Annotated in this window: 24 protein-coding genes; 11 read left to right on the plus strand and 13 right to left on the minus strand. The window is 73.2% G+C overall.

Going from position 1 to position 24,159, the window contains the following annotated elements:
• Nucleotides 1–28 precede the first annotated feature (28 nt).
• Together NO900_RS09575 and NO900_RS09580 are read left to right on the plus strand one after the other, a co-directional pair.
• Entirely contained in the window at nucleotides 29–2,254 is a 2,226-nt protein-coding gene (locus tag NO900_RS09575) for a thioredoxin domain-containing protein (protein WP_256409000.1), read from the plus strand.
• 41 nt (nucleotides 2,255–2,295) lie between these two features.
• Nucleotides 2,296–3,396, plus strand: coding sequence for a geranylgeranyl reductase family protein (locus tag NO900_RS09580; RefSeq protein ID WP_256409001.1), 1,101 nt, complete (start codon nucleotides 2,296–2,298; stop codon nucleotides 3,394–3,396).
• A gap of 58 nt (nucleotides 3,397–3,454) precedes the next feature.
• Here the strand turns inward: NO900_RS09580 and NO900_RS09585 are convergent, their stop codons facing one another.
• Nucleotides 3,455–3,919 carry a TRAM domain-containing protein gene (locus tag NO900_RS09585; protein WP_256409002.1) on the minus strand — a complete coding sequence of 155 codons (465 nt, stop codon included), beginning with the start codon at nucleotides 3,917–3,919 and terminating at the stop codon, nucleotides 3,455–3,457.
• A 191-nt stretch (nucleotides 3,920–4,110) separates the two neighbouring features.
• Between NO900_RS09585 and NO900_RS09590 the strand changes: the two genes are divergently transcribed.
• The 3 genes from NO900_RS09590 (at nucleotide 4,111) to NO900_RS17550 (ending at nucleotide 7,766) form a co-directional block, all read left to right on the plus strand.
• Complete coding sequence (locus NO900_RS09590; RefSeq protein ID WP_303654754.1) at nucleotides 4,111–5,295, plus strand: mandelate racemase/muconate lactonizing enzyme family protein; 1,185 nt, start codon at nucleotides 4,111–4,113, stop codon at nucleotides 5,293–5,295.
• 389 nt (nucleotides 5,296–5,684) lie between these two features.
• Entirely contained in the window at nucleotides 5,685–6,542 is an 858-nt protein-coding gene (locus tag NO900_RS09595; protein WP_256409004.1) for a peroxidase family protein, read from the plus strand.
• A gap of 9 nt (nucleotides 6,543–6,551) precedes the next feature.
• Nucleotides 6,552–7,766: a lamin tail domain-containing protein gene (locus tag NO900_RS17550; protein ID WP_256409005.1), complete on the plus strand. Its 1,215-nt coding sequence runs from the start codon at nucleotides 6,552–6,554 to the stop codon at nucleotides 7,764–7,766.
• Nucleotides 7,767–7,768: 2 nt separating this feature from the next.
• Here the strand turns inward: NO900_RS17550 and NO900_RS09605 are convergent, their stop codons facing one another.
• The 7 genes from NO900_RS09605 to NO900_RS09635 all read right to left on the minus strand — a co-directional run bounded on the left by NO900_RS09605 (nucleotide 7,769) and on the right by NO900_RS09635 (nucleotide 13,809).
• Complete coding sequence (locus NO900_RS09605; RefSeq protein WP_256409006.1) at nucleotides 7,769–8,554, minus strand: PHP domain-containing protein; 786 nt, start codon at nucleotides 8,552–8,554, stop codon at nucleotides 7,769–7,771.
• Between the two features lie 84 nt (nucleotides 8,555–8,638).
• Nucleotides 8,639–9,811: an MFS transporter gene (locus NO900_RS09610; protein ID WP_256409007.1), complete on the minus strand. Its 1,173-nt coding sequence runs from the start codon at nucleotides 9,809–9,811 to the stop codon at nucleotides 8,639–8,641.
• Between the two features lie 129 nt (nucleotides 9,812–9,940).
• Nucleotides 9,941–10,582: a hypothetical protein gene (locus tag NO900_RS09615; protein ID WP_256409008.1), complete on the minus strand. Its 642-nt coding sequence runs from the start codon at nucleotides 10,580–10,582 to the stop codon at nucleotides 9,941–9,943.
• Complete coding sequence (locus NO900_RS09620) at nucleotides 10,572–11,783, minus strand: DUF3179 domain-containing protein (RefSeq protein WP_256409009.1); 1,212 nt, start codon at nucleotides 11,781–11,783, stop codon at nucleotides 10,572–10,574. Before NO900_RS09620 ends, NO900_RS09615 begins: the two co-directional genes overlap by 11 nt.
• Nucleotides 11,784–11,853: 70 nt before the next feature.
• Nucleotides 11,854–12,432: an MOSC domain-containing protein gene (locus NO900_RS09625; protein ID WP_256409010.1), complete on the minus strand. Its 579-nt coding sequence runs from the start codon at nucleotides 12,430–12,432 to the stop codon at nucleotides 11,854–11,856.
• The gene (locus NO900_RS09630; protein ID WP_256409011.1) at nucleotides 12,429–12,824 is read right to left on the minus strand and encodes a hypothetical protein; all 396 of its coding nucleotides are present in this window, start codon (nucleotides 12,822–12,824) and stop codon (nucleotides 12,429–12,431) included. The genes NO900_RS09625 and NO900_RS09630 overlap by 4 nt, the downstream gene beginning before the upstream one ends.
• A 67-nt stretch (nucleotides 12,825–12,891) precedes the next feature.
• On the minus strand, nucleotides 12,892–13,809 hold the full coding sequence (locus NO900_RS09635) for a PLP-dependent cysteine synthase family protein (RefSeq protein ID WP_256409012.1): 918 nt from the start codon (nucleotides 13,807–13,809) through the stop codon (nucleotides 12,892–12,894).
• Between the two features lie 178 nt (nucleotides 13,810–13,987).
• Here NO900_RS09635 and NO900_RS09640 point away from each other — a divergent pair, with 178 nt between their 5' ends.
• On the plus strand, nucleotides 13,988–14,380 hold the full coding sequence (locus NO900_RS09640; RefSeq protein ID WP_256409013.1) for a TlpA family protein disulfide reductase: 393 nt from the start codon (nucleotides 13,988–13,990) through the stop codon (nucleotides 14,378–14,380).
• A 22-nt stretch (nucleotides 14,381–14,402) separates the two neighbouring features.
• Here NO900_RS09640 and NO900_RS09645 read toward each other — a convergent pair whose 3' ends face one another.
• The 3 genes from NO900_RS09645 to NO900_RS09655 all read right to left on the minus strand — a co-directional run bounded on the left by NO900_RS09645 (nucleotide 14,403) and on the right by NO900_RS09655 (nucleotide 17,541).
• On the minus strand, nucleotides 14,403–14,948 hold the full coding sequence (locus NO900_RS09645; RefSeq protein ID WP_379791861.1) for a DUF7109 family protein: 546 nt from the start codon (nucleotides 14,946–14,948) through the stop codon (nucleotides 14,403–14,405).
• A gap of 42 nt (nucleotides 14,949–14,990) precedes the next feature.
• A complete protein-coding gene (locus tag NO900_RS09650; protein ID WP_256409015.1) occupies nucleotides 14,991–16,220 on the minus strand; it encodes a glycosyltransferase family protein in 1,230 nt (409 codons plus the stop codon).
• Between the two features lie 136 nt (nucleotides 16,221–16,356).
• Nucleotides 16,357–17,541, minus strand: a complete 1,185-nt coding sequence (locus tag NO900_RS09655; protein ID WP_256409016.1) for an MFS transporter — start codon at nucleotides 17,539–17,541, stop codon at nucleotides 16,357–16,359.
• A gap of 218 nt (nucleotides 17,542–17,759) precedes the next feature.
• Here NO900_RS09655 and NO900_RS09660 point away from each other — a divergent pair, with 218 nt between their 5' ends.
• Nucleotides 17,760–17,930, plus strand: coding sequence for an HVO_0758 family zinc finger protein (locus NO900_RS09660; protein WP_256409017.1), 171 nt, complete (start codon nucleotides 17,760–17,762; stop codon nucleotides 17,928–17,930).
• Between the two features lie 117 nt (nucleotides 17,931–18,047).
• Here NO900_RS09660 and NO900_RS09665 read toward each other — a convergent pair whose 3' ends face one another.
• Both NO900_RS09665 and NO900_RS09670 read right to left on the minus strand, forming a co-directional pair.
• Nucleotides 18,048–19,166 (minus strand): aldo/keto reductase, encoded by a 1,119-nt coding sequence (locus tag NO900_RS09665; protein WP_256409018.1) that lies wholly within the window; start codon nucleotides 19,164–19,166, stop codon nucleotides 18,048–18,050.
• A 59-nt stretch (nucleotides 19,167–19,225) separates the two neighbouring features.
• Entirely contained in the window at nucleotides 19,226–20,263 is a 1,038-nt protein-coding gene (locus tag NO900_RS09670) for a hypothetical protein (protein WP_256409019.1), read from the minus strand.
• 171 nt (nucleotides 20,264–20,434) lie between these two features.
• On the opposite strand from NO900_RS09670, the gene dacZ reads away from it, so the two are divergent.
• The 4 genes from dacZ (at nucleotide 20,435) to NO900_RS09690 (ending at nucleotide 24,052) form a co-directional block, all read left to right on the plus strand.
• Complete coding sequence (gene dacZ / locus NO900_RS09675) at nucleotides 20,435–21,244, plus strand: diadenylate cyclase DacZ (protein WP_256409020.1); 810 nt, start codon at nucleotides 20,435–20,437, stop codon at nucleotides 21,242–21,244.
• Between the two features lie 6 nt (nucleotides 21,245–21,250).
• On the plus strand, nucleotides 21,251–22,039 hold the full coding sequence (locus NO900_RS09680; RefSeq protein ID WP_256409021.1) for a mechanosensitive ion channel domain-containing protein: 789 nt from the start codon (nucleotides 21,251–21,253) through the stop codon (nucleotides 22,037–22,039).
• A 63-nt stretch (nucleotides 22,040–22,102) separates the two neighbouring features.
• Nucleotides 22,103–23,320 (plus strand): ATP-binding protein, encoded by a 1,218-nt coding sequence (locus NO900_RS09685; protein ID WP_256409022.1) that lies wholly within the window; start codon nucleotides 22,103–22,105, stop codon nucleotides 23,318–23,320.
• Nucleotides 23,321–23,392: 72 nt separating this feature from the next.
• Nucleotides 23,393–24,052, plus strand: coding sequence for a GNAT family N-acetyltransferase (locus tag NO900_RS09690; RefSeq protein ID WP_256409023.1), 660 nt, complete (start codon nucleotides 23,393–23,395; stop codon nucleotides 24,050–24,052).
• Nucleotides 24,053–24,159: the final 107 nt, after the last annotated feature.

A 24,159-nucleotide genomic window follows, 5' to 3' on the forward strand; every position in this document is an offset into this window, starting at 1 on the left:
TTTTGCCTCGGCGGGGCGAACCGGGCGTATGACACAGCCGACGTCGCGGAACCGCCTCGACGAGGAGGCGAGCCCGTACCTCCGGCAGCACGCGGACAACCCGGTCAACTGGCAGCCGTGGGGCGACGGGGCCTTCGAGCGCGCCCGTGAGCACGACGTCCCGGTGTTTGTCTCGATCGGCTACTCTTCCTGTCACTGGTGTCATGTGATGGCCGAGGAGAGCTTCGAGGACGAGGGAGTCGCAGAGGTGCTCAACGACGGGTTCGTGCCGATCAAGGTCGACCGCGAGGAGCGTCCCGACGTGGACAGCACGTTCATGACCGTCTCCCAGCTCGTCACGGGCGGCGGCGGCTGGCCGCTGTCCGCGTGGTGCACGCCCGACGGGAAGCCGTTCTACGTCGGGACCTACTTCCCACCCGAGCCGCGCCGCAATCAGCCCGGGTTCCGCGACCTCTGCGAGCGCATCGCCGACTCGTGGGCCGACCCGGAACAGCGCGAGGAGATGAAGCGCCGGGCCGAGCAGTGGACGACGAGCGCCCGCGACGAGCTGGAGTCCGTCCCCGACGCGGGAACCGGGCCCGACGAGGACGACGCCCACCCTTCCGGCGCCGACCTCCTCGACGAGGCCGCCGCGGCCGCGATCCGCGGGTACGACGACGAGTACGGCGGGTTCGGCAGCGGCGGCGCGAAGTTCCCGATGCCGGGCCGGATCGATCTCCTCATGCGCGCGTACGCTCGAAGCGGCCGTGACGCCGCGCTGACGGCCGCGACCGGCACTCTCGACGGGATGGCCCGCGGCGGGATGTACGATCAGATCGGCGGCGGCTTCCACCGGTACGCGACCGACCGGCGGTGGACGGTGCCGCACTTCGAGAAGATGCTGTACGACAACGCGGAACTCCCCATGGTGTACCTCGACGGCTACCGCCTGACCGGCGACCCCGCCTACGCCCGGATCGCGAGCGAGACGCTCGGCTTCCTCGATCGAGAGCTCCGCCACGAGGGCGGCGGCTTCTTCAGCACGCTCGACGCTCGGAGCGCACCGCCGGAGGGCCGGCGGGGAGATGCGAGCGACGGTGACGGAAGCGGGCACGCCGACGTCGAGGGCGCCTTCTACGTCTGGACGCCCGCCGAGGTCGACGCGGTCCTCGACGAGCCGGCCGCGTCGCTGGCGAAGGCGCGGTACGGGATCGAGCCGGGCGGGAACTTCGAGCGCGGCACGACCGTGCCGACGATCGCGGCGTCGGTCGCGGAGCTGGCCGAGGAGCACGACCTCGCGGTCGACGAGGTCCGCGAGCGCCTGACCGAGGCCCGCGTCGCGCTGTTCGAGGCGCGGGAGTCGCGCCCGCGGCCCGCCCGCGACGAGAAGGTGCTCGCCGCGTGGAACGGCCGGGCGATCTCCGCGTTCGCGAGGGCGGGGGGCGTCCTCGGCGAGGGGTACGCCGCGATCGCCCGCGAGGCGCTCGACTTCTGCCGCGATCGGCTCTACGAAGCCGACACGGGGGAACTCGCCCGCCGCTGGCTCGATGGCGACGTCCGCGGGCCGGGGTACCTCGACGACCACGCGTTCCTCGCGCGCGGCGCGCTCGACGTGTACGCCGCCACCGGCGACCCGGAGCCGCTCGGGTTCGCGCTGGAGCTGGCCGAGACGATCGTCGACGAGTTCCACGACGCCGACGACGGGACGATCTACTTCACGCGGGACCCGGAAGCGGCGGACGACGGGGAGGCCCCCGCGGGCGACGGCGCCCTGTTCGCCCGCCCGCAGGAGTTCACCGACCGCTCGACGCCGTCGAGCCTCGGCGTGGCGGCCGAGACGCTGGCGCTGCTCGACGGCTTCCGGACCGACCGCGAGTTCGCGGCGGTCGCGGAGGCGGTCGTGACGACCCACGCGGACCGGGTCCGCGCGAGCCCGCTGGAGCACGTCTCGCTGGTGCGGGCGGCCGAGCGCTTCGAGACGGGCGGGATCGAGGCGACGATCGCCGCCGACGCGGTGCCGGACGCGTGGCGCGAGACGCTCGGCGAGCGGTACCTCCCGGGCGCGCTCGTCGCGCCCCGACCGCCGACCGAGGCGGGGCTGGACGCGTGGCTCGACCGGCTCGGCATGGGCGAGGCGCCGCCGATCTGGGCCGGCCGCGACGCCGTCGACGGCGAGCCGACGGCCTACGTCTGCGAGGGGCGGACCTGCTCGCCGCCGGAGACCGACCTCGACGCGGCGCTGACGTGGCTGGCGGAGCGGCGCGAGCCGGAGTGAGTCGCGTCGCAGTTATATGCGTCCGACTCGACGCCACTGACATGCGCGATTTCGTCGTCGTCGGCGCCGGCCCGCCGGGCTCCCGGTTCGCCAGGCGCGCGGCCGAGGCCGGCCGCGACGTCGTCGTCTTCGAGAAGGGGACGGTCGGCGAGCCGCTGGCGTGCTCGGGGCACGTCTCCGACGACGTCTGGGGATACGTCCCCGACGCGGCCCGCGACCGGCTCCGGCAGAACCGGGTGTACGGCGCGCGGTTCCACGTCGGCGGTCCCGGCTCGACGGCGTACCCGTTCTACAAGGATCGACCCGTCTCGAACGTGATCGACCGCGTCGGGCTCGACCGGACGCTCGCCGACTGCGCGCGCGAGGCGGGCGCCGACGTGCGCGAGGGCCACACCGTCCTCGACGTGGACGAGCGGCCGGACCGCGTCGCCGTCGAGGTCCGGACCCCCGACGGCGACGTGGAGACAGTCGAGGCGCGGATGGTCGCCGGCTGCGACGGCCCCACCTCCCGCGTGCGCCGGTCGCTCGACCTCCCCGAACCGGACGAGCTGCTCCACGGCGTGCTCGCCTTCGACGACGCCCCGGACGACGGCGACCTCGTCGACGTCCACCTCACCGCGCCGACGTTCTTCGCGTGGCGGATCCCGCGGGGCGACGCGGGCGTCGAGTACGGGCTCGCGGCGCCCCCCAGCGACGACGTCACGGCGATGTTCGACCGGCTCACCGACGCGTACGGCGCGACGACCGAGCGCTTCTGCTCCGGAGCGATCCCGGTCGGCCCCCCGGACCGGGTCACGACCGACCGCGCGTTCCTGATCGGCGACGCGGCCGCGCAGACGAAGCCGTTCACCGGCGGCGGGATACTGTACGGGATGACCGCGGCCGACGTGGCCGCGGACGCGATCGATCCCGGGGACCCCGCCACCCTCGCCGACTACGAGTCCGGCTGGCGGGACGAGATCGGCCGCGAGATCCTCCTCGGAAAGGGGATCCGTCGGTGCTACTCGCTGCCGGAACCCGTACAGCGGCTCGGCCTGCGGGCGCTGTCGGGCGAGATCGGCGTCCACATGGACCGCCCGAGTTCCTTTTTCTCGGCGACGCACCTCCGGCGGCTGTTCTCGCGGAGCGACCCGCCGGAGTGACCGGGACGGTCTTCCAATTAACCGAAACGGCGTTTAAGACGGCGCCCGGACGCGACCGTTACTCCCCGACGACCTCGGCGAAGGAGACGTTCTCGCGGACGCTCGTGATCTCGACGGTCGGCTCGTCGCCCGGCTCGGAGTCGGGGACGATGACGACGTAGCCGCGCTCGATCTTCGCGATCCCGTCGCCCTTGTCGCCGAGCGTCTCGATCGTGACCTCGCGGACGTCGCCCTCGGAGACCGGCGGTCCGGCGGCCGCGTCGCCGGGGGAGCGCGCCGCGGAACTCCCCGTCCCGTTACCGGTGACGCCGCGGTCCGTCGACGATGCGTCGGCCGCGGAGCCGGTCGAGGCGGCGGCCTCGTCGCCCCCGCCTCGGGCTATCAGCGCGACGCGGTAGGTCCCGCCGGGCTCGACCGTCCCGTGCTCGATTTCCGAAGCGGGGACGGCGACGACGTGGTCGCCGTCCCGCTCCTCGACCTCTCCGGTGAACAGACACGCGAGCGAATCGGTGATCTCGACCATGGGCCACGTTGCGAACACGGTAATGAAAAGCTCCCTATTCGCGCTCCGGCGCACGGGCTTCCCCCGCGCGGATCCCCGGGGCGCGAGCGGGCCGAACGCGCCCGAACGCAAACGTTTACCCCGTTCCGAATGAATCGCGGGCCGTGAGCCGAAACTACGAGTCGCTCCACGACCCGAACGCGGAGTACACGATGCGGGAGCTCTCCGCGGAGACGATGGAGGTCACGGGCTCGCGGGGCGGGGGCCGCGACGTCGAGATCACGGACGTCCAGACGACGATGGTCGACGGGAACTTCCCGTGGACGCTCGTCCGCGTCTACACCGACGCGGGCGTCGTCGGCACCGGCGAGGCGTACTGGGGCGCGGGCGTTCCGGAACTCATCGAGCGCATGAAGCCGTTCGTCGTCGGCGAGAACCCGCTCGACATCGACCGCCTCTACGAGCACCTCATCCAGAAGATGTCCGGTGAGGGCTCGGTCGAGGGCGTCACCGTCACCGCGATCTCCGGCATCGAGGTCGCGCTCCACGACCTCGCCGGGAAGATCCTCGACGTGCCGGCCTACCAGCTGCTCGGCGGGAAGTACCGCGACCGGCTGCGCGTCTACTGCGACTGCCACACCGAGGCGGAGGCCGACCCGGACGCCTGCGCCGACGAGGCCGAGCGCGTCGTCGACGAGCTCGGCTACGACGCGCTGAAGTTCGACCTCGACGTCCCCTCGGGCCTGGAGAAGGACCGCGCGAACCGCCACCTCCGCCCGGGCGAGATCCGCCACAAGGCGGAGATCGTCGAGAAGGTCACCGAGCGCGTGAAGGACGAGGCGGACGTCGCCTTCGACTGCCACTGGACGTTCTCGGGCGGCTCCGCGAAGCGCCTCGCGGAGGCCATCAACGACCACGACGTGTGGTGGCTCGAAGACCCCGTCCCGCCGGAGAACCTGGAGGTGCAGGAGGAGGTCACCAAGGGCACGACCACGCCGATCGCGGTCGGCGAGAACCGCTACCGCGTCACGGAGCTGCGCCGGCTCATCGAGAACCAGGCGGTCGACATCGTCGCGCCCGACCTGCCGAAGGTCGGCGGGATGCGCGAGACCCGCAAGATCGCCGACGTGGCGAACCAGTACTACGTCCCGGTCGCGATGCACAACGTCGCGTCCCCGATCGCGACGATGGCGGCGACGCACGTCGGCGCCGCGATCCCGAACTCGCTCGCGATCGAGTACCACTCCTACGAGCTCGGCTGGTGGGAGGACCTCGTCGAGGAGGACGTCATCGAGGACGGCTACATCGAGGTGCCGGAGGAGCCGGGCCTCGGCGTCACGCTCGACATGGACACCGTCGAGGCGCACATGGTCGAAGGTGAGACGTTGTTCGACTGAGCGGAGCGAAGTCGAGCCGGATTGACGAGCGCAGCGAGTTTATCGGTGTTCGACTGAGCGGAGCGAAGTCGAGCCGGATTGACGAGCGCAGCGAGTTTATCGGTGTTCGACTGAGCGGAGCGAAGTCGAGCCGGATGGACGAGTCGCCCGCGTGACGCGAACCGACCTCGCGGCGGACCCGTCCGTCGGCGCCGACATTTTCTACGACTGATATTCGTCCCGGCGACCCGCACCCGTCGCGGGAACCGGCGTCCGAAACGCGTCGCTACTTCACCGTTCCCGGCGCCGAACGCGACGATCCGAGCGCAACCAGCAATATATTCCGGTACACAACGCGTTCACAATTTATTCAGAAAAATTGTTATATTTTCCCGTTGACGGGTGCCGGTATGTCAGCGGGAACACAGCTCAGGGGACGGGTCGTCGACGGGGACGAGGAGCCGCTGTCGGGTCGTATCGTCGTGGGAGAGCGACGGGGGACCGACGCGCCGGTCGGCCACTGGACCACCGACGGCGACGGCGCGTTCGTGATCGAGTCCGACGGGGGCGTCGACGGGGGAGCGCTCGACCCCGACGAGGTGACGTTCACGGTGCGGAACCCGATGCGGGGCGGCGCCAAGGAGCGCGTCCGGCGGCGGGAGCGGGTCGACCGCGGGGACGGCCTCGGCCTCCGGCTCGTCGTCGCCGCCCCGTCCGTCGCGATGCACGGCGCGAGCGAACACCGCGGGATGAACGACGCGGCGTGCACCGAGATGGGTCCGATCAGGAGCCACCGCTTCTACACCCAGTTCCCCCGGCTCGACGTGTACGAGCGCGACGAGGCGCTGTTGCGGACGCTCGGCGGCGCGGGAGACGACGGGACCGACGCGCCGATGATAGAGCCCGCGGACGACCCGGTCGGGGACGCCGAGACGCCGGCGGCGTACGGGATATTCGCCCAGTTCGTCGACCACGACATCACCTTCGACCCGACCTCCGACATCGACCGGCGGAACGACCCCGCGGCGCTCCGGAACTTCCGGACCCCCGCGCTCGACCTCGACTCCGTCTACCGCCACGGGAGCGAGACGGCGCCGTACCTCTACGATCACGAGGGCGACGAGGCCCACCTGATCACCGGGGAGGCCGAGGGGATCGGCGACCGCCCCGACGGGCTGCCCGGTACCGACCTCCAGCGGAACGGGCAGGGGCGGGCGCTGATCGGCGACCCCCGGAACGACGAGAACGTCGTCGTCTCCCAGCTCTAGCTCGCGTTCGTGAACTTCCACAACCGGGTCGTCGACCACCTCCGCGGCCCGGGCGCGTCGCTGATCGAGGAGGGCGAGGGCGTGCTGGAGGCCGCACAGCGGCTCGTCAGGTGGCACTACCAGTGGCTCGTGCGCCGGGATCTGCTCCCGCGGATCTGCGACCGGTACGTGCTCGACGACGTCGAGCGGAACGGTCGGGAGTTCTTCCTCCCAGAGGGGTCCGACCCCGCCATCGCGGTCGAGTTCGCGGGGGCCGCCTACCGGTTCGGCCACAGCATGATCCGCCACGAGTACGACGTGAACGAGGCGTCCGGGAACGTCCCGCTGTTCCCGTCCGACGCGAGCGACGCGCCGACGCTCCGCGGTTTCGGCCCCGTGGAGAGCGACCTCGTCGTCGACTGGACGCGCCTGCTCGACACCGGGGACGGCGACTACCAGCACGCGCGCAAGATCGACCCGCTGCTCGCGCCGGCGCTGTTCGACCTCCCGATGCCGGGCGAGGACTCGCTCGCGCTGCGGAACCTGCTCCGCGGGGAGGCGCTCGGGCTGGCCTCCGGGCAGGACGTGGCGCGTCGGATGGGGATCGACCCGATCGGTAACCGGGAGTTCGGCGACAACTCGCCCATCGTCGAGGCGCTCCGGCGACACGAGCGCGGCGCCGACCCTGACGCCCCGCTGTGGTACTACGTCCTCGACGAGGCGCGCTATCAGGAGGACGGCGAGCGGCTCGGCGCGGTCGGCAGCCGGATCGTCGCCGAGACGCTGATCGGCCTCATGGAGCTCGACGAGACCGCCTACCCGAACGCCGCGCCCGACGGCTGGGAACCGTCGCTGCCGCGGCTCACCCCGACCGACGGGTACACGCTCGCGGACCTGACCGCGTTCGCCGACGAGCCGAACCCTGACGGGCTGGTGATCGAGTCCGTCGACCCCGGCGCCGCCCCCGCCGACGCCCCGACCGACGAGTCGGTGACCCTCCGGAACGACGCGGCCGAGCCGGCCGACCTCGACGGCTACGTCCTCGACCTGGGCGGCCAGCGCGACCCCCTCCCGGCGACGACGGTCGCGCCCGGCGCGACCCTCACGGTCCACGTCGGGAGCGGGAGCGACGGCGCGGGCGACGTCTACCTCGACCGGGGGGCCGCCGCGCTCAACGACGAGGGCGACGTCGTGACGCTCCTCGCGCCCGACGGCGAGCCGAGCACGCGACGGGTGTACGGCTGAGGTCAGTCGCCGTCGGCCAGCCCGTCGATCCCGACCGGGTCGAGCCCCCGTCGGTCCAGCTCCGCCTCGATCTCGCGGGCCCGCGGCGCGATCTCGTCGGGCTCGTGGCTGTCGGTACCCACGGTCACCGGGACGCCGGCGTCGACGAGGCGGTTGAGGAACGCCGGCGCCGGGTGGAACTCGCCGTAGTCGTCGAGCAGGCGCCCGGCGTTGATCTCCGGGACCGTCCGCGAGTCGCGGAAGGCGTCGGCGACGGCGGCGTAGTGGTCCTCGGTCGCGAACCCGCGGAGGTGCGGGTTGCGCTCGATCAGGTCCGGGTGCGCGGCGACCGCGAACAGCTCCGAGTCGATCAGCGAGACGAGCTCCTCGAAGTACCGGTCGACGAGCGTGCGCCGCTCCGCCGCCGGCTTGTCGGCGAAGTGCGACCGCGCGTGGACGTTCGCGCCGTCGAGCTCGTGGACGCTGCCGACCGCGTAGTCGAAGCCGGCCTCGTCGAGGAAGTCGGCGATCGCCGCCTCGTGCGCGGGGTCGTAGTCCATCTCCACGGCGTCGAACACGTCGATATCGGCGTCCGCGCGGACCTCCTCGATCGCCGTCCGGCGCCGCTCGTACGTCAGGTCGAGGTTGAACCCGAGCGCGCGCCGGTACCGCCTCGCGCCGGCCTCGGGCGAGACGTTGCAGTGGTCGGCGAACCCGATCCCGTCGAGGCCCGCGTCGGCCGCGGCCTCGACCATCCACCGCAGGAACGCCCCGTCCGAGTAGTTCGTGTGAGCGTGGAGGTCGTACACGCGGGTCCGTACGTCGCGCGTCGACTCGTAGCTTCGGGTCCGCGGGGCCGCTCGGCGAGGGGACTCCCCGTCCCTCGGCGAGGCTCAGTACCCAGTCCCGAGCGCCCAGTTCGCCGCGAGCACGGCGAACGTGACGCCGAACAGGGCCGCCAGGATCGCGAAGGAGACGCCCCACCCGAACAGGTCGGCCGCGAGCCCGACGCCGACGGAGCCCGCGGAGCCGACCACGGTGTACACCGTCCGGACGAGCCCGAAGCCGGCGCCGCGCTCCGCGTCGCTCAGCGCGTCCATGAACCGCGGGTCGATCGCCGAGAAGAAGCTCGCGCCGGAGCCGGCCAACAACACGCCGACCGCGACACCGGCGAGCCCGGGACCGAAGACGAACGCGGCGGTGCCGACCGCGCCCGCGAGCATCGCCCCGCCGATGGCCGTGTCGCGGCCCGCCAGGTCGGAGAGCCGGCCGAGCCCCACCTGCGCGACGGCGCGGACGACGAAGAACGCCGAGAACACCCCGGCGGCGGCCGACGGCGAGTACTCCCGGAACTCGACGAGGAACGTCGGGAGGAACGACATCACTCCCTGCACGACGTAGGTGCCGGTCATCGCGACGAACAGAGGGAGGAGGACGCTCGGCCGCGAGAGGACCTCGACGAGCGGCGTGAGCGCGAACCGCTCCCGCATCGGCTGGTCGGGGCGCCGCGGCTCGGTCGGTCGGACGCGCCACGCGAACAGCAGGAACACCGGCGCGCCGACGAGCGCGGCCAGCGCGACCGCGGGGCGCCAGCCGTACCGGACCCCCACCCACGCCGCGGCGACGGGCGCGACGAGCCCGGCCAGGGGACCGCCGACCGAGTGGAGCCCGATCGCGGTCCCGAGGTCGTCGAAGGTCCGCGAGAGCAGCGTCGTCGCCACCGCGTAGTGGAGCCCGGCGACGAGCCCCAAGAGCACCGCCGCCAGCACGAACGCGGGGAAGACGGGCGCGAGCCCCAACACGACGCTCATCGCCGCGGTGCCGCCGACGGCGACGAGGATCACGAGCCGCTCGCCGTACCGGTCCGCGAGCACGCCGCTCGGGAACTGGGCGGCGCCGTACGCCAGCCACATGCCGGAGAGCGCGACCCCGATGGCGGTGTTCGACGCCCCGAAGTCGTCGACGATCAGGGGGACGACGGGGCTGATCGCCAGCCTGGCGAAGTACGTCACGAGGAACGCGAGCATGCACAGCGACAGCACCGTGTGGCGGTACCCCCAGCTCATCCGACGCTCATTGGCACGTCGTCGGTCCGGTCGGCGGTCAACGCTTTCGGTTCCGGACGCGGCCGCCGGCTCCGGCTTCGGTCTCGCGCGCTCTCGCCCGCCTCCGGCGTCCTCGGGACGCCCCGCGACTCACCCGACCGCGGCCGGATCGACGCGGCTCCCGACCCACAGCAGGGTGGCGACGAGGCCGGCCGCCGACAGCGGGAGGAACCACCCCATCACCGCGAGCAGTCCCGCGGAGGCCTGGACTCCGATCGCGAGCAGCAGCGTCGGGCCGCAGCAGGCGAACCCGGAGAGGATCCCGGGGACCCCGGCGGCGGCGCCCGCCCCGGCCTCGAGCCGGCAGGCCGCTGGCCCGCGCCGCGCGACCACGGACACCGCGAGTGTCGCGCCGACGAGCGCGGCGAGACCGAGCCCGATGGCGGCGTTGACCGGCGCGAACAGGTACTCGACGGGCCCGACCGTCACCAGCGCGACGGGCTCGTACTGGAAGGGCCCGACCCGCCGCGTCAGGAGCGCGAGCGGGTCGCTCGCGACGGCGACGTCGACGACGGGCCCCGGACCGGTCGCGCCGCCCCTCGCGGCGCCCCGGAGCCCGAGGTGCCCGACGCCGACGCCGTACGCGAGGGCGTACGCGACCGCGACGACCCCCGCCGTGACCCGACCCTCGCGCCGACCGAGCGCCGCGCGGACGACGAACGCGGTCCGGCGGACGACCCCGATCGCCCGCGCCGTCGTCGACCCCGGCGACCCGCCGGTCTCAGCGGCCATACCCCGCCCCCGTGTGCTCGCCGACGAAGGCGGTGTCGGGGTAGAAGCCGGCCCACGCGAACCACATCGCGTCGAGCGCGAGCACCGGCTCCAGCGGGAGGTCGGCCGCCGCGAACCCGCCGCCCTCGGAGCCGACGCGGTACGCGTCGCCGTCCGGCTCGACCGTCAGACCGTCGGGGTTGCGGTAGACGTACCCCGTGAAGAGCCCCGGGTCCGCGACGGCGACGACGGGCTCCTCGCCGCCGTCGCCGTCGGGGACGCCGCCGGTCAGGACCCGCTCCGCGAGCAGCGTCTCCTTGTCGAACGCGACCGCGCCCGCCTCGGTCCGCGCGCCGATGACGACCGACTTCGGGTGGCCCTCGTCGGGCGACGAGAGCGGCGGGAACAGGGTCGGTTCCTTCGCGTAGTAGCCGCCGAGCGGGGCGTAGCTCCCGTACGGGTCGGTCTCGTAGCGCCGGATATACCCGGTCTCGTCGGTCATGACGAGCGACTCAGGGTGGCGCTCGGCCCACGCGTTCGCCGTCGTCCAGACCACCCGGAACTCGTCGAGCGTCTCCCCGGCCATCGGCCCGTCGATCCCCGTGGCCAGCATCTGCGGCCACCGGCTGTCGGTGGCCCGGTCGTACATGATCAGGTTCGAGTTGACGAGCCGACCGGACACGCCGAACGTCGTGTCGCCGCGGCGGAACCCCTGCGCCGTGCCGGTGAGCGGGCAGTAGGTGACCGCGATCGGCTCGCCGCCGATCGCGTCGTTGACGATCTCGTGACGCGAGAGCACGTGTCGCGGGTACGCCTTCGCCTCCCCGCCGCGCGCGACGCCGAACACCGGGATCCCCTCGGCGTAGTTCGCCTCCTCGATCGGCCGGAACGAGGGCTCGTCGATCGAGGGGATCCCGTCCTTCCCGACCCCGCCGCTGAGCGCCTCCGAGCGCAGCTCGTCGGCCTCGTACGCGAGGTGGTAGTCGGCCTCGACGGTCGGCGGGCGGCCGCCGGCGTTCGAGTCGTCGCGTCCGCCGTCGCCGTCGCTTCGGCCGTCGCCGTCGCTTCCGTCCCCGTTCGAGCCGTCGCCCGCCTCCTCCTCGCCGCGCGAACCGGCGCCGTCGCCGAACGAGTCGCGGACGACCCCGCCGAGACAGCCGGCGACCCCGGCGCCGCCGACCGCCGCGAGACCGGCCAGCGCGGACCGACGAGAGCGTTTCATGCGCCACGCTCCGGGTTCGACCGTCTAAAGATCGAAGCGCGGGTGTGATTTCCACACACACCCGAACGAGTCAGTCGGTCGCGCCGCTCGCGTCGCCGGAGGGGTCGGACTCGCTCTCCGAGCGCTCCCGCAGCCGCGCCGCGATGGCGTCGCCCGCCGTCCGCGGGTCCGGCTCCGCGACGGTCACCGCGTCGCCGACGGCGACGCGACCCGGCTCGACGACGTCACAGCAGAGCCCGCCGCGGTTCCGGAGCGCCGACGCGAGCCCCGCCTCGCCGGCCAGCGATTCGAGGCGCGCGCAGGGCGGCCGTCGCCGGGTCGGTCGCAGGCGCGCGTCGCCGACCGCGACGGTCGCCTCCAGCAGGTCGTCCATTCCGGCCCCGAACCCCTCGACGACGACGTTCCGGCGGTGGCGGCCGTCGGAGACGTCGGTCCCGGTCGCCGCGCGGACCGCGTCGAGCGCCTCGGCGGCGACGAGAGTGACGGCGCAGCCGTCGAGCTCGAAGTGCCCGTCGCCGCGGCGATACCGGTCTCCCTCGACGCCCCCGGACCGGATCGCGACCGCCTCCCGGCGCTCGGGCGGCGCGCCGGCCTCGGGCGCCGTGACGAGGCCCCGGACGACGCCGCTCACTCCCTCCTCGCCCGTCACGGGGCGCCCCCGAGGAGGTCCGGGTCGCCCGGTTTCAGCCACTCGCGGTGGGCGTAGTAGACGGCGCCGATCGGGGGCGCGACCAGCGAGGCCAGCGCGTAGAGCCACTTGAAGAGTCCGAGGTCCGCGACGCCGCGCTCGTCCAGCGACAGCGCGTCGAGGAGCACCGCGGCGGTCGCGAGCGGCGCGAGGAGGTAGCCGTGGGCGAACGCGACGGCGGCGCCGACCGGGGTGCCGGCCGAGAGGAGCGCCCAGTCGAGCGCGTAGAGGACGGTCCACCCGCCGGCGGCGACGGCGAGGACGAGGAGCCACGGGCCGTCGAACCGGCGGTCCGCCGGCTCGGCGGCCGGTCCGTCCGGGTCGTCGGCGGGGGCCGCGGCGTGCGTGCTCATGGCTTCGCTGAGGCCCCGACGCTACTCAACGTTCGGGTCGAGCGCGACCCGCCCCACCGCCCGACGCCTACTCGTCGAAGGTGCCGGCCGAGAGGTACCGCTCGCCGCTGTCCCAGAACACGGTGACGACGAGGGGCTCGTCGCCCGCGTACGCGCCCGACTCGCGGAGCTCCGCGGCGACCGCCTTCGCCGCGAGGTTCGAGGCGCCGGAGGACTGCCCGGCGAGGATCCCCTCCTCGCGGGCGAGCCGGCGGCACTCGGCCTCGGCCTCGTCGATGCCGACGGCGTGGACCTCGTCGATCAGGTCGACGTCGAGGTTCGGGGCGACGAACCCCGGTCCCATCCCCTGGAACGCGTCGTTCCCGGGCTCGCCGCCGGAGAGGACGGCGTTGTCGCTGGGCTCGACCGCGTCGATCCGCACGTCGGGGAAGGACTCGCGGAGGCGCCGACCGATCCCGGAGAGGGTGCCGCCGGTCCCGACGCCGGCGACGAGCGCGTCGACCGTCCGGTCGCCGACCTGCTCGACGACCTCGGGGCCGGTCGTCTCGTAGTGCGCCCGCGGGTTCGCGGGGTTCTCGAACTGGCGGAGCTGGACCATCCCCGCCTCGGCCTCCAGCTCGTCGGCGCGCTCCTTGGCCGCGGAGATGTCGCCGTCGACGACTTCGAGGTCGGCGCCGTACGCGCGCATGACCCGGCGGCGCTCCATCGACTTCCCGTCCGGCATCACGAGCGTCACGTCGTACCCCTTCACGGCGCCCACCATCGCCAGCCCGATGCCGGTGTTGCCCGACGTGGGCTCGACGATCCCATCGCCGGGCTCCAGCTCGCCGGACTCCTCGGCGGCCTCGACCATGTACCGCGCCGGGCGGTCCTTGGCGGAGCCGCCGGGGTTGCGCGACTCGACCTTCGCGGCCACCGTCGTCGCCGGCGGGGAGTCGACCCGCACCAGCGGCGAGCCGAGCCCCTCCAGCACGTCGTCGTCCATTACGCGAACGAACGGGGCCGGGACTCAAATGCCCGACGGACCGCGGCAAGACGCGTCCGCGGAGCGGCGGGACCCCCCCGCGGCGCGCCGAGCCCCGCGCCGTTTCTCGCTCCGTCCCCTCCCGCCGCCCGTTGCCACCGACGCGCGGTTTACAAGCCCGCCCGACGTATTCGGGGGTATGACGCTCGAAACGCTCGCGCCCGACGCGGCCGGCGCGACCGACGGCGACGCGCTCGACGACGAGGTCCTGGCGGCGCTCGGGGCCGGCGACTACCGCTTCAAGGTGTGGGGCGGCGACTGGTGCGGGGACTGTCAGCGCCAGCTCCCGGCGTTCGCGGCCGCCCTCGACGCGGCCGGGGTCCCCGGGGATCGGATCGAGGACTTCCCGGTCACGAAGGGGCCGGACGGCAAGGAGGGCGAGGGGGTCGAGGCGTACGGGATCGAGCTGATCCCGACCGTCGTCGTCGAGGACGCCGACGGCGAGGAGCTCGCCCGCTTCGTCGAGGAGGCGGACGTCTCGATCGCCGAGTTCCTCGCGCGGGAGCTCAGCGAGGCCGAGGCGAGCGCCTGAGCCCGGCCCGGGCGGTCCCCCTCTACGACTCCAGCTCGGCGACGATCCGCTCCCGGACGTCCCCGGCGTCGACGGGCGCCCACGCCTCGACGTCGTACGTCACGTCGGCGAGGACCTCCAGCCGGTCGGCGTCGCCGTCGCGGATCGCCGCGACCGCGTCCTCGGAGAGCCGCGCGAGGACCGCCGCCGAGAGCGCCTCGCGGTCCACGCCGCGCTCGGGCACGTCAAGGATGTGCGGGAGGTCCGACGCCCCCTCGGGCAGCGACGGGAACGCGGCGGGCCCGACCGCGAGCGCGACCTCGTCGGCGTCGGGCCCGTCCTCCGGGTCGGCGACGTCGGTCGACCCGTCGCCGGCCTCGTCGATCGCCTCCGGCGGGGCGGGCACCAGCGCGTACTCCGCGACGGCGACGTCGATCGCGGCGGCGACGGCGGCGTCGTCGACCTCGGTCCGCCGCTTGAACGCGAGCTCCGAGAGCGCCCGCGCGAGCTCCGCGCGGGTGAGCCAGCCGAACAGGTCGACGACGCCCGCGAGGTCGTCGCGCGCGGCGACGCCGGGCGCGTCGGCGATGTCCCCCGCGGAACCGTCCGGTCCGTCGCCCTCCGCCATCGGTCACTCCTCCCCCGGCGCGGGGTCGGAGGGCGGATCGGCCGGCGCCCGGTGGCCGTTCCCGCGGACGTCGGCGTCGCCGAGCGCGGCGCCGGTCCGGGTCGTTTCGTCGCCCCCCGCGTCCGTCGCTTCGCCGGCCGCGTCCGCGAGGTCCGCCCGGGCCGCGGCCGCGACCTCGGCGGGCGTGACCGGCGCGTCGCGCCACGCCGGGAGGCGGGCGTCCGGGCCCGGCTCGCCCAGGGCGCCGGCGTACGTCGCGACCTGCGAGCGCTCGTCCTCGCGGTCGTAGTCGAGCCCGTTGAACGCGGCGTCGGTCTCGTAGCCGTCGATCAGCCGCTCGGCCGCCTCGCGGTAGCGGTCGGCGAGCCCGTCGTAGTCGACGGCGACGCCGCCGTCCTCGACCGCGCGGAGGGTCGCCTCGCCGACCGCCCGGCTCATGTCCGCGAGGCCGGTCGGGCCGTCGACGGAGCGGTGGTCGTGCTCGTAGCGGCCGAGGTCGACCTGCGCGCTCCCCTCGAAGCCGGCGTGCGCGAACGCCTCGCCGAGCGTGCCGACCTCAAGCCCCCAGCCGCGCTGGACGCGAAGCTTCGAGACGAGCTCGGTCGTCGCCGCGAACTCGCCGGCGAGCGCGTACCGGAACGCGTCGAGGTACTCGATCACGCCCGCCTCGCGGCGCTCGGTCGCGTCGGCGAGCGCGCGGACGAGCGGCCGGAAGAACAGCCGGAACAGCCGGCCGTACAGCGCGCCGTCCTCGACGCGGGCGTAGTACCCCTTCGAGAACGCGTGCCCGTTCGCGACCGGGAACAGCAGGCGCTCGACGAACGCGGGCGAGTACGTCTTCGTGTCGGCGTCGTGGACGACGACGTACTCCTCGTCCAGGGCGCGGCCGAGGCCGAGCCACACGTCCCGTCCCTTGCCCCGGTCGCCGTCGAGGCCGCGGTCGGCGAGCAGCTCGGCGAGCCGCGGGCCGCCGCACCAGAGCGTCTCCACGTCGACGTCGAAGCCGGCCAGCCACCGGGCGAAGGGACCGGCCCGCTCCGCCGAGGCTCGCAGGGGGACGATCACGCGGGCGGGGTCAACCGTTTCCAGCGCCGAGAGGACGCGCTCGGCCGCGAGCGTGCCGTACTCCCGCTCGGTCATCGGCACCACGACCGCCGCCCGGCCGGTGGGGGCGGCCGGCCGGTGGTCGGTCAACGCGTGCAGCGTCGTCACGCGCTCTTGGACGTACTCCATTATCACCGTACACGGGCGGGACGACCTAAATAGGTGCGATACCCGCGGTCCGTGCCGACGGGGGACGGCGGGCGCGAGGCCGTCGACCGCGGGGACCCGTCGGCCGCGGACGCGCCCTCGTCGCCGACCGCGGCGCTCACGCCGTCGGCTCCGCGCCCGCCGCGCCGCCCGGGACGCGACCCGCGCGCTCCAGGACGGCGTAGGCGACGACGACGGCCCCGAGCCCCCCGGCGAGCGCGAGGAAGACGGCGTCGTAGGCGACCCCGGCCTCGACCGCCTCGCCGACGGCCCACGAGCCGGCCGCCTGCGTCGACATCATCCCGGCGGAGTAGACGGCGTACGCCGACGCGCGGGACTCGTCCGGCAGCGACGCGAGCAGGTAGGTGTCCATCGCGGGAAACAGCATGTGGATCGCGAAGCCGACGGCGACGCTGGCGGCGACGACGGTCGCGAGCCCCCCCGAGACGACGACGAGGACGACGCCCCCGACGAACGCGGAGACGATCCCGAGCAGGTACGGGACGTGCGGGAGCCGGTCGGCGAGGTAGCCGGAGACGAGGAAGGCGGGGACGCCCGCGGCGAAGATCACCGTCAGGAGGTTCCGCGCGGTCGCCGGCGCGAGCGCCTTGTCGACCATGTACAGCTCGTAGAAATTGAACAGGCCCTGCCAGACGAACCCGGTGAGCCCCATCAGGACGACGGCCGTCAGGATGAGCTTCCACTCGGAGCGCGCGCCGCCGAGGAAGTCGGTGTCGCCCGCCCCGGCGTCGGGGAGGTCGGTCCGCGAGGCGAGCGCGACGAAGGCGACCGTGGTCGCGGCCGCGACGACCGCGAGCCCGTGGAAGGCGAGCCGCCAGTCGTACCACAGCGCGACCGTGACGACCGGCGCGGCGGCGACCGCGGCCAGCTGACTCGCGGTCCCGTGGATCCCCATCGCGCGCCCGACCCGCTCCGGGAACAGCTCGGAGACGAACGGGTTGGCGGCGACGAAGTAGACGCCGGAGGCCAGGCCGATCGCGAACGCGGCCGCCGTCAGCGTCGGCACGCCCGGCGCGAGCGCGACGCCGAGCGCGCCGAGCGTCAACATTCCCCCGGAGACCGCGATCACGAGCCGCCGGGGGAACCGGGTGAGCGCCCACCCGGCCGGGAGCCGCGGGGCGGCTGAGCCGAGCCAGGCGAGCGTGACGATGAGCCCCGCGGTCCCCTCGCCGATCGCGAACTCGGCGATGAACTCGCCCACGAGCGGCGCGAACACGACGCGCGCGAAGTTGACGAGGAAGACGAGGGCACACAGCGAGCCGAACAGCCGGGTCCGTGACACGGGCGGGCTTCACGGCGCCCGGAGACAAGCGTTGCGAAAGCGAGGCGCCCCGGGGCGCCCGGCTCGTCGCACCGCCGACGTCCGGCCCGTCGCACCGCCGACATCCGGCGCATCACACCGCCGACGCCCGGCGCGCTTCACCGCGAGGCGGGGATCCCCCTCTCGTCCGACTCGCGTCGTACGAGGTTTTTATACCCACACGCGATCAAGCCGAACACATGAAATCGACGCGCAAGGGGCTCCGCGACGGCGACCTGTTTAAAGACACGTACGAGCGCCTGAACTGCGCCGAGTGCGAGCAGGTGTTGAAAAAGCAGAACGACCCCGACGAGGTGTTCTCGGTCCGGGTGTGTCCCGAGTGCGAGGCGACCTACAAGGAGCTTCGCTAGGCCGACGCGCCGCCGTCGCCGGCGCCCGACGAGCACCGTCTCGGTCCCGACGCGTCCCCGCCCGTCCTCCTCCGACTCGTTTTCCCCCTCCTCGTTCGCGTCCGCGGAGCGGCGCGCTCACTCGAAGACGGCGTCGAACGCCGACGCGCCGAGCGGGTCGAAGGTGCCGGCGGCGACGTTCTCGCGGACGTGGTCCGGGTCGCTCGCCCCGACGAGCGAGGCGGTGACGCCCGGCGCGCTCCGCGCGAAGTTGAGCGCGCGCTGGGCCGGCGTCTCGCCCGCGAGGGTCGCGTCGATATCGGCGGGGATCGCGCCCTCTCGCGCGAGTTCGCCCTGACCGATGCTCGCGCTCGTCACCGCGGAGAGCCCGGCCTCGTGGGCGAATTCGAGGGCCGAGATCGGGTCGGCGTCGGCCCCCGGGTCGGCGTCCGGCGGGCGGTGGTTCCGCCGCGTGAACGCGTCCGCCATCGCGACGTTGAACGGGAGCTGTATCGCCTCGAACCCGTGGCCGTCGTCGGGGGCGACCGCCTCGCCCGCGGCCTCGGCCCGCGCGAGGACCTCGGCGAGCGAGAGGTACCGGTCGCCGCCCTCGGGGACGCGGAAGGCGTCCCACGTGGCGACGCCGTAGGCCCCGAGGTCGCCGGCGACGCGTCGGCGCTCCAGCGCCTCGAAGGCGGCTTCCAACCGGTCGTACACCGCCTCGCGGGAGCGGGCCGCGAGCTGGGTCTCCGGGTTGTGCACGTAGAAGCAGTCGACCGCGTCGAGCCCGAGCCGGTCGAGCGAACGGTCGAGCGACCACTCCAGGTAGCCGGGCGCGATCGCGTGGGCGCCGTTCGCGAGCTCCTCGGCGTCGACGATCCCGGTCGCGAGGAAGCGGTCGCGGACGTACGCCGCGGGGTCGCCGGGGCGCTCGCCGTCGAACGGGAGGAACCCCCCCTTCGTCGCCACCACGACGGCGTCGCGGTCGACCGGCGAGTCGCGGACCGCCTCGCCGACGACGCGCTCGGCCCGCCCGCAGCGGTAGTTGACCGCGGTGTCGACGTGGTTCACGCCGGACCGGAGCGCGAGCCCGATCGCCTCGCGGTAGGCGTCGTCGACGGCGGCGGTCGGGTCGCCGAGGTAGGTGCCGATCCCGACGCTGGAGGCCACTCCGGGGCCGAACCGCCGGAAGTAGGTGCGTCCGAAGGCGTCGCCGAACTCGTCGCGGTAGGCCCAGAGCGCGTCGCGGGTCGCCATGTGGGTCCGGGTAGTCGTCTCGGCGGGAAAAGTCGCGCGGGAAGTTGCCGCACGGCGCTTCACCCGCCCCCGTCGTCACCCGCCCTCGTCGTCACCCGGTAGCGTTCGTCTCGGAATTCGTACGTGCGAGCGTCGTCGAGCCCGAACGGCGGGATCGAGTTGCTGAACTCCTCCAGCCGGACCCGGTCGGCGTCGCGTTCCCGGCTCAGCGCGATCGCGTCGCGCAACTGGTCGTTCCGAACAACCTGTTCGACGATGACTCGTTCGGCGTCGGTCTCGGAGCCGTCGACGCGTTCGAGGACGAACGCGTCCGGTCGGTCGCCGTCGCCGTCCGGTTCGCCGCGCGTCGACCGCGCGACGAGCGTCTCGCCGTCCCGCTCCGTCTCCGCGATCGCCGCGGTCGGCCTCAACTGCAACGGGTCGGCCTCCAGCTCGAACCCCGCCGCGAGCGCGATGGGATCCTCGTAGGAGCCGGCCGCGAACCATCCGTCGGCCCCGAACGCGTAATGCCCGCCGCCGAGGCCGGCGAGCGTGAGCGATTCCGTCCCCTCTACGGGCTCGACCGAGTCCCCGTCGCCCACGCGACCGTTCGCGACCGTTACAGTCCACGTGTGTTCGTCGCCGGCCGCCAACGGTGTCAGCGGCTCCGGCCACGACTGCGGCGCGATGTAGTACCAGTCGCCGTCCGCGCGCTTGTACAGTTGCCAGTGATAGAAGTTGGTCTCGAACCGCTGTTCGCTTCGATTTCGGAGCGTGAACCCGGTCGATCGGTCCGACCGGACCGACCGGCTCTCCGGAGCGAGCACTATCGGCGTCGCCTCGGGATCGACCGCCTCGTAGCAGACGACCCGCTCGGCGCTCTCGAACGACGGGCACGCGTCCGAGGCGGTGTCCTCGGGGAGCTCCGGAACCGACTGGGTGGAGTCGGGCGGCGTCGTCTGACCGCCGTCCCCCGCCGTCGCGTCGCCACCGTCCGTCTCGTTCGATGCGTCGGGCTCGTTCACACAGCCGGCGAGGAGGACGCCACCGGTCGCACAGAGGGACGACAGGATCCGTCTCCGGGAGAGACGAACCCGCTTTCGGGAGGGCTGAACCATGTCCCTTCGCTCCCGGCGGTATCGGGATATGTCTTCCGTCGCTATCGCCGCGGGAGCGCCCCTCGGCGGCCGGTCGTTTCGCGCTTCGTTCCGTCGCGTCCGAGAAGCGCGTCGGACGCCCGCACGACGCCGACGCAACGACTATACGTCGGCCGAGAGTCAGTTCGGACAATGGCCTCGCTCACCGACCACCTGTCCGACCTCGTCGAGGACGCGGACGCCGCCCTGCTGTTCTCGCCGACGAGCTCCTTCCACGACCGGTTCGAGGACGACGAGGCGGAGATCGTCGTCGTCGCCCCCGACAACGACGTCGACGCCGACGTGTTCGTCGAGCTCCCCCTCCCGTTCGACAACGTGAAAGACCGGATCCGGTTCGGGATCGAGGGCGCGATGGACGCCGACCTGGTCGCCGAGGGCGACGAGGTCGTCTGCATCGCGAGCGTCTTCGACGGGGGGTCGGACGCGGTGGTCCGCGTCACCGTCGACGAGACGGTCCACACCGGGATCTACGACCTGTTCGTCAACTCCCGCGCCGAGCCGAGCGTGATCCGCGACGTCTTCGAGGTCGCGATCGAGCTCGGGCGGAAGGGACAGAAGGGGAAGCCGGTGGGCGCGCTGTTCGTCGTCGGCGACGCCGGGAAGGTGATGAACAAGTCCCGCCCGCTGTCGTACAACCCCTTCGAGAAGTCGCACGTCCACGTCGGCGACCCCATCGTCAACGTAATGTTAAAGGAGTTCTCCCGGCTCGACGGCGCGTTCGTCGTCTCCGACTCAGGGAAGATCGTCTCCGCGTACCGCTACCTCGAACCGGGCGCGGAGGGCGTCGACATCCCGAAGGGGCTCGGCGCGCGACACATGGCCGGCGGCGCGATCACCCGGGACACGAACGCGACCGCGATCGTGCTCTCGGAGTCGGACGGGCTGGTCCGAGCGTTCAAGGCGGGCGAACTCGTCCTGGAGATCGATCCGGAGGAGTACTGATCGCCCATGTCCGCGGTACCGAACGCGTTCGGGGAGCTCGTCGCGAGGGTCCCCGAGCGAGCGTGGCTCGCCCTGTTCGTGCTCGTCTTCGGACTGATCGCGGCGTACCTCGTCGGCGTGATCAACAGGCGGCTGCTGACCCGGGCCGGCGTGCCCGAGGCGATAGAGGGGACCGCCTTCGAGCGCACCGTCAGGGAGTTCGACACGTCGACCGTGCGGATCTTAGCGCGGCTGTCCAGCTACTTCATCCTCGCCGTCGCCGTCATCGTCGCCCTGACCGTCGCCGAGGTCAACTACCTCGACCGGTTCTGGTCGTCGGTCGCCTCCTTCCTCCCCCGCCTCTTCGTCGCCGCGGTCGTCATGATCGTCGGCGTCGTCGTCGGCGACAAGGCGGAGCTGCTCGTCGCCGAGCGGCTCCGCGGGATCAAGCTCCCGGAGCTCGGCGTGTTGCCCCCGCTCGTCAAGTACAGCGTCGCCTACGTCGCCGCGCTCGTCGCGCTCGGGCAGGTCGGCGTCCAGACGCTCGCCCTGATCGTGCTGCTCGCGGCGTACGCGTTCGCGGTCGTCCTCTTCGCCGCGCTCGCCACGAAGGACCTCGTCGCGAGCGCGGCCGCCGGGGTGTTCCTCCTCCTCCGGCAGCCCTACGGCGTCGGCGACGAGGTGAAGGTGGCCGGCGAGCGCGGCATCGTCCAGGAGGTCGACCTGTTCGTCACGCACATCGAGGCCGACGGGGAGGACCACGTGATCCCGAACCACTCGGTGTTCCGCGACGGGATCGTCCTGATCCGGGAGTGAGTCGGCGACGCGACCGCCGCGTTCGGAACACACTTAGGCGGCTGCGCTTTAGGCTCGCCTAAAATGAGGCGACAGGAGGAACAGCTCGTCGGCGCCTTGTTCGACGTGTTAGAGGCCGAAGGGCACGGGGAGGCCCGCCAGCGCCTGTTGGACGCGTACGAGTCCGGCGCGTCCGAGGGCCGCGACGAACTGATAGAGCGGCTGATCACGGAGCTCGTCGCCGTGCTCAACGAACAGCTCGGTCCCCGGGAAGGCGCCGCCGTCCTCACGGACGCGATCGAGTTCCTCTTCGACCGGCTGGTCTCGGTCGTCGAAGTCGCTCCGATCGCCATCGTCGTGGTCGACGCCGACGGCGCCGTACAGCTCTGGAACGCCGGGGCCGAGCGGCTGTTCGGCTGGTCGGAGGCGGACGCGCTCGGCGGTCGCCTCGTCGCGACGGGGAGCGACGCGACCGGTCCCTTCGGCGACTCGCTCTCGCGGCTTCGACGCGGCGACCGACTGACCGGCGTCGAGACTCGGCACCCTCACCGTGACGGGTCGCTGCTGGACATCCGGTACTGGGCCGCGCCGCTCCGCGACGGCGACGGCGGGTTCACCGGCGCGACGTACGTCGCGACGGACGTGGGGGAACGGAAGCGCCGCGAGCAGCGACTGACCGTGCTCAACCGGGTGTTACGGCATAACATCCGAAACGACGTGAACGTCGTGACGGGCCACCTCGAGGCGCTCGCGGCCGAGCGTCCCGACGGCGATCCACACGTCGAGGCGATGGAGCGGCGGCTCTCCGGAATCGTCGACCTGAGCGACGCGGCCAGACGCGTCGAACGGCTCCAGGCGTCGGACGACGAGGCGGGCCGGAGGGCGTTCGAGCTGTCGGAGCTCGTCGCCGACCGGGTCGAGGAGTTCGCGGCCGCGCACCCCGACGCCGCGTTCGACATCGACGCGCCCGACGGCGTCGAGGCCGTCGCTCACGAGCTACTGCCGTACGCGCTCGATAACCTGCTCGAGAACGCGGCCGAGCACTGCGCCCCGTCCCCTCGGGTGCGCGTGACGGTCCGCGCGGAGCGGGACGGCGCCCTGGTCACGGTCGACGACGACGGGCCCGGGCTCCCGACCCACGAGCGCGAGGTGCTGACGCGGGCGGACGAGACGCAGCTCACCCACAGCACCGGCGTGGGACTCTGGCTCGTTCGGTGGATCGTCCGCGCCTCCGGCGGCGAACTCCGGGTCGACGGCAACGACCTCGGCGGCACCGCGGTGACGGTAGCCCTCCGCGGATGACGTCGGCTCCCCGTTCCCACCGCGTGGGACCACCTGTCACGATATAACTCCGTCCGGGACCGAGCGACGCGTATGGACCACGACGGCCCCGCCGCCTGCGAGGGGTGGAACGGCAGCGAGTGCGAAGGGACGCCGCACTGCCCGCCGCGCTGTCCGCGGTTCGTGGACGAGACCGGCGACCGGTGGACGGTCCGACCCGCCGTCCGGGAGGACGCCGCCGCGCTCGCCGAGATGTACGAGGGGTTCGGCGGCGACGACCGCGCGCAGGGGCTCCCGCCGGTGACGCGGGAGCGCCGGGCGGAGTGGATCGAGTCGACGCTGGCCGACGGGTGCAACGTCGTCGCCGAGCGCGGCGGCGAGGTCCTCGGCCACGCGACGTACACCCCGACCGACGCGGCCCGCCCGGAGCTCGCCGTCTTCGTCCACCCGACGGCGCAGGGCCGCGGGGTCGGGACCGAGCTCTGCCGACACGTGATCGCGAACGCCGCCGCCGCGGGCGGGGACGGGCTCGAACTCCACGTCGAGGCCGGGAACCACGTCGCGCGCCGCGTCTACCGGAACGTCGGCTTCGAGCTCGTCGAGCGCCGCCACGCCCTCCGGATGGCGCTCGACCTCGACGACCCGGTCGCGACCGCGGTCCGGTGGCCGCCGCTCGCGCGCGAGGGGCCCGCGGCGCCGGCCGCCGGCGAGTCGCCCGCAGCCGACCGATCGCACGCGCCGGCCGACGACTGAGCGGTCCGAGTCGGAGTCCGGGGCTCCCCGTCACCGGCGCCCTCCGCCACCGACGCTCCCCGCCACCGACGCTCCCCGCCACCGCAACCGTTAGGCCCGCGCGTCCC

It is taken from the genome of Halorubrum rutilum (assembly GCF_024494565.1).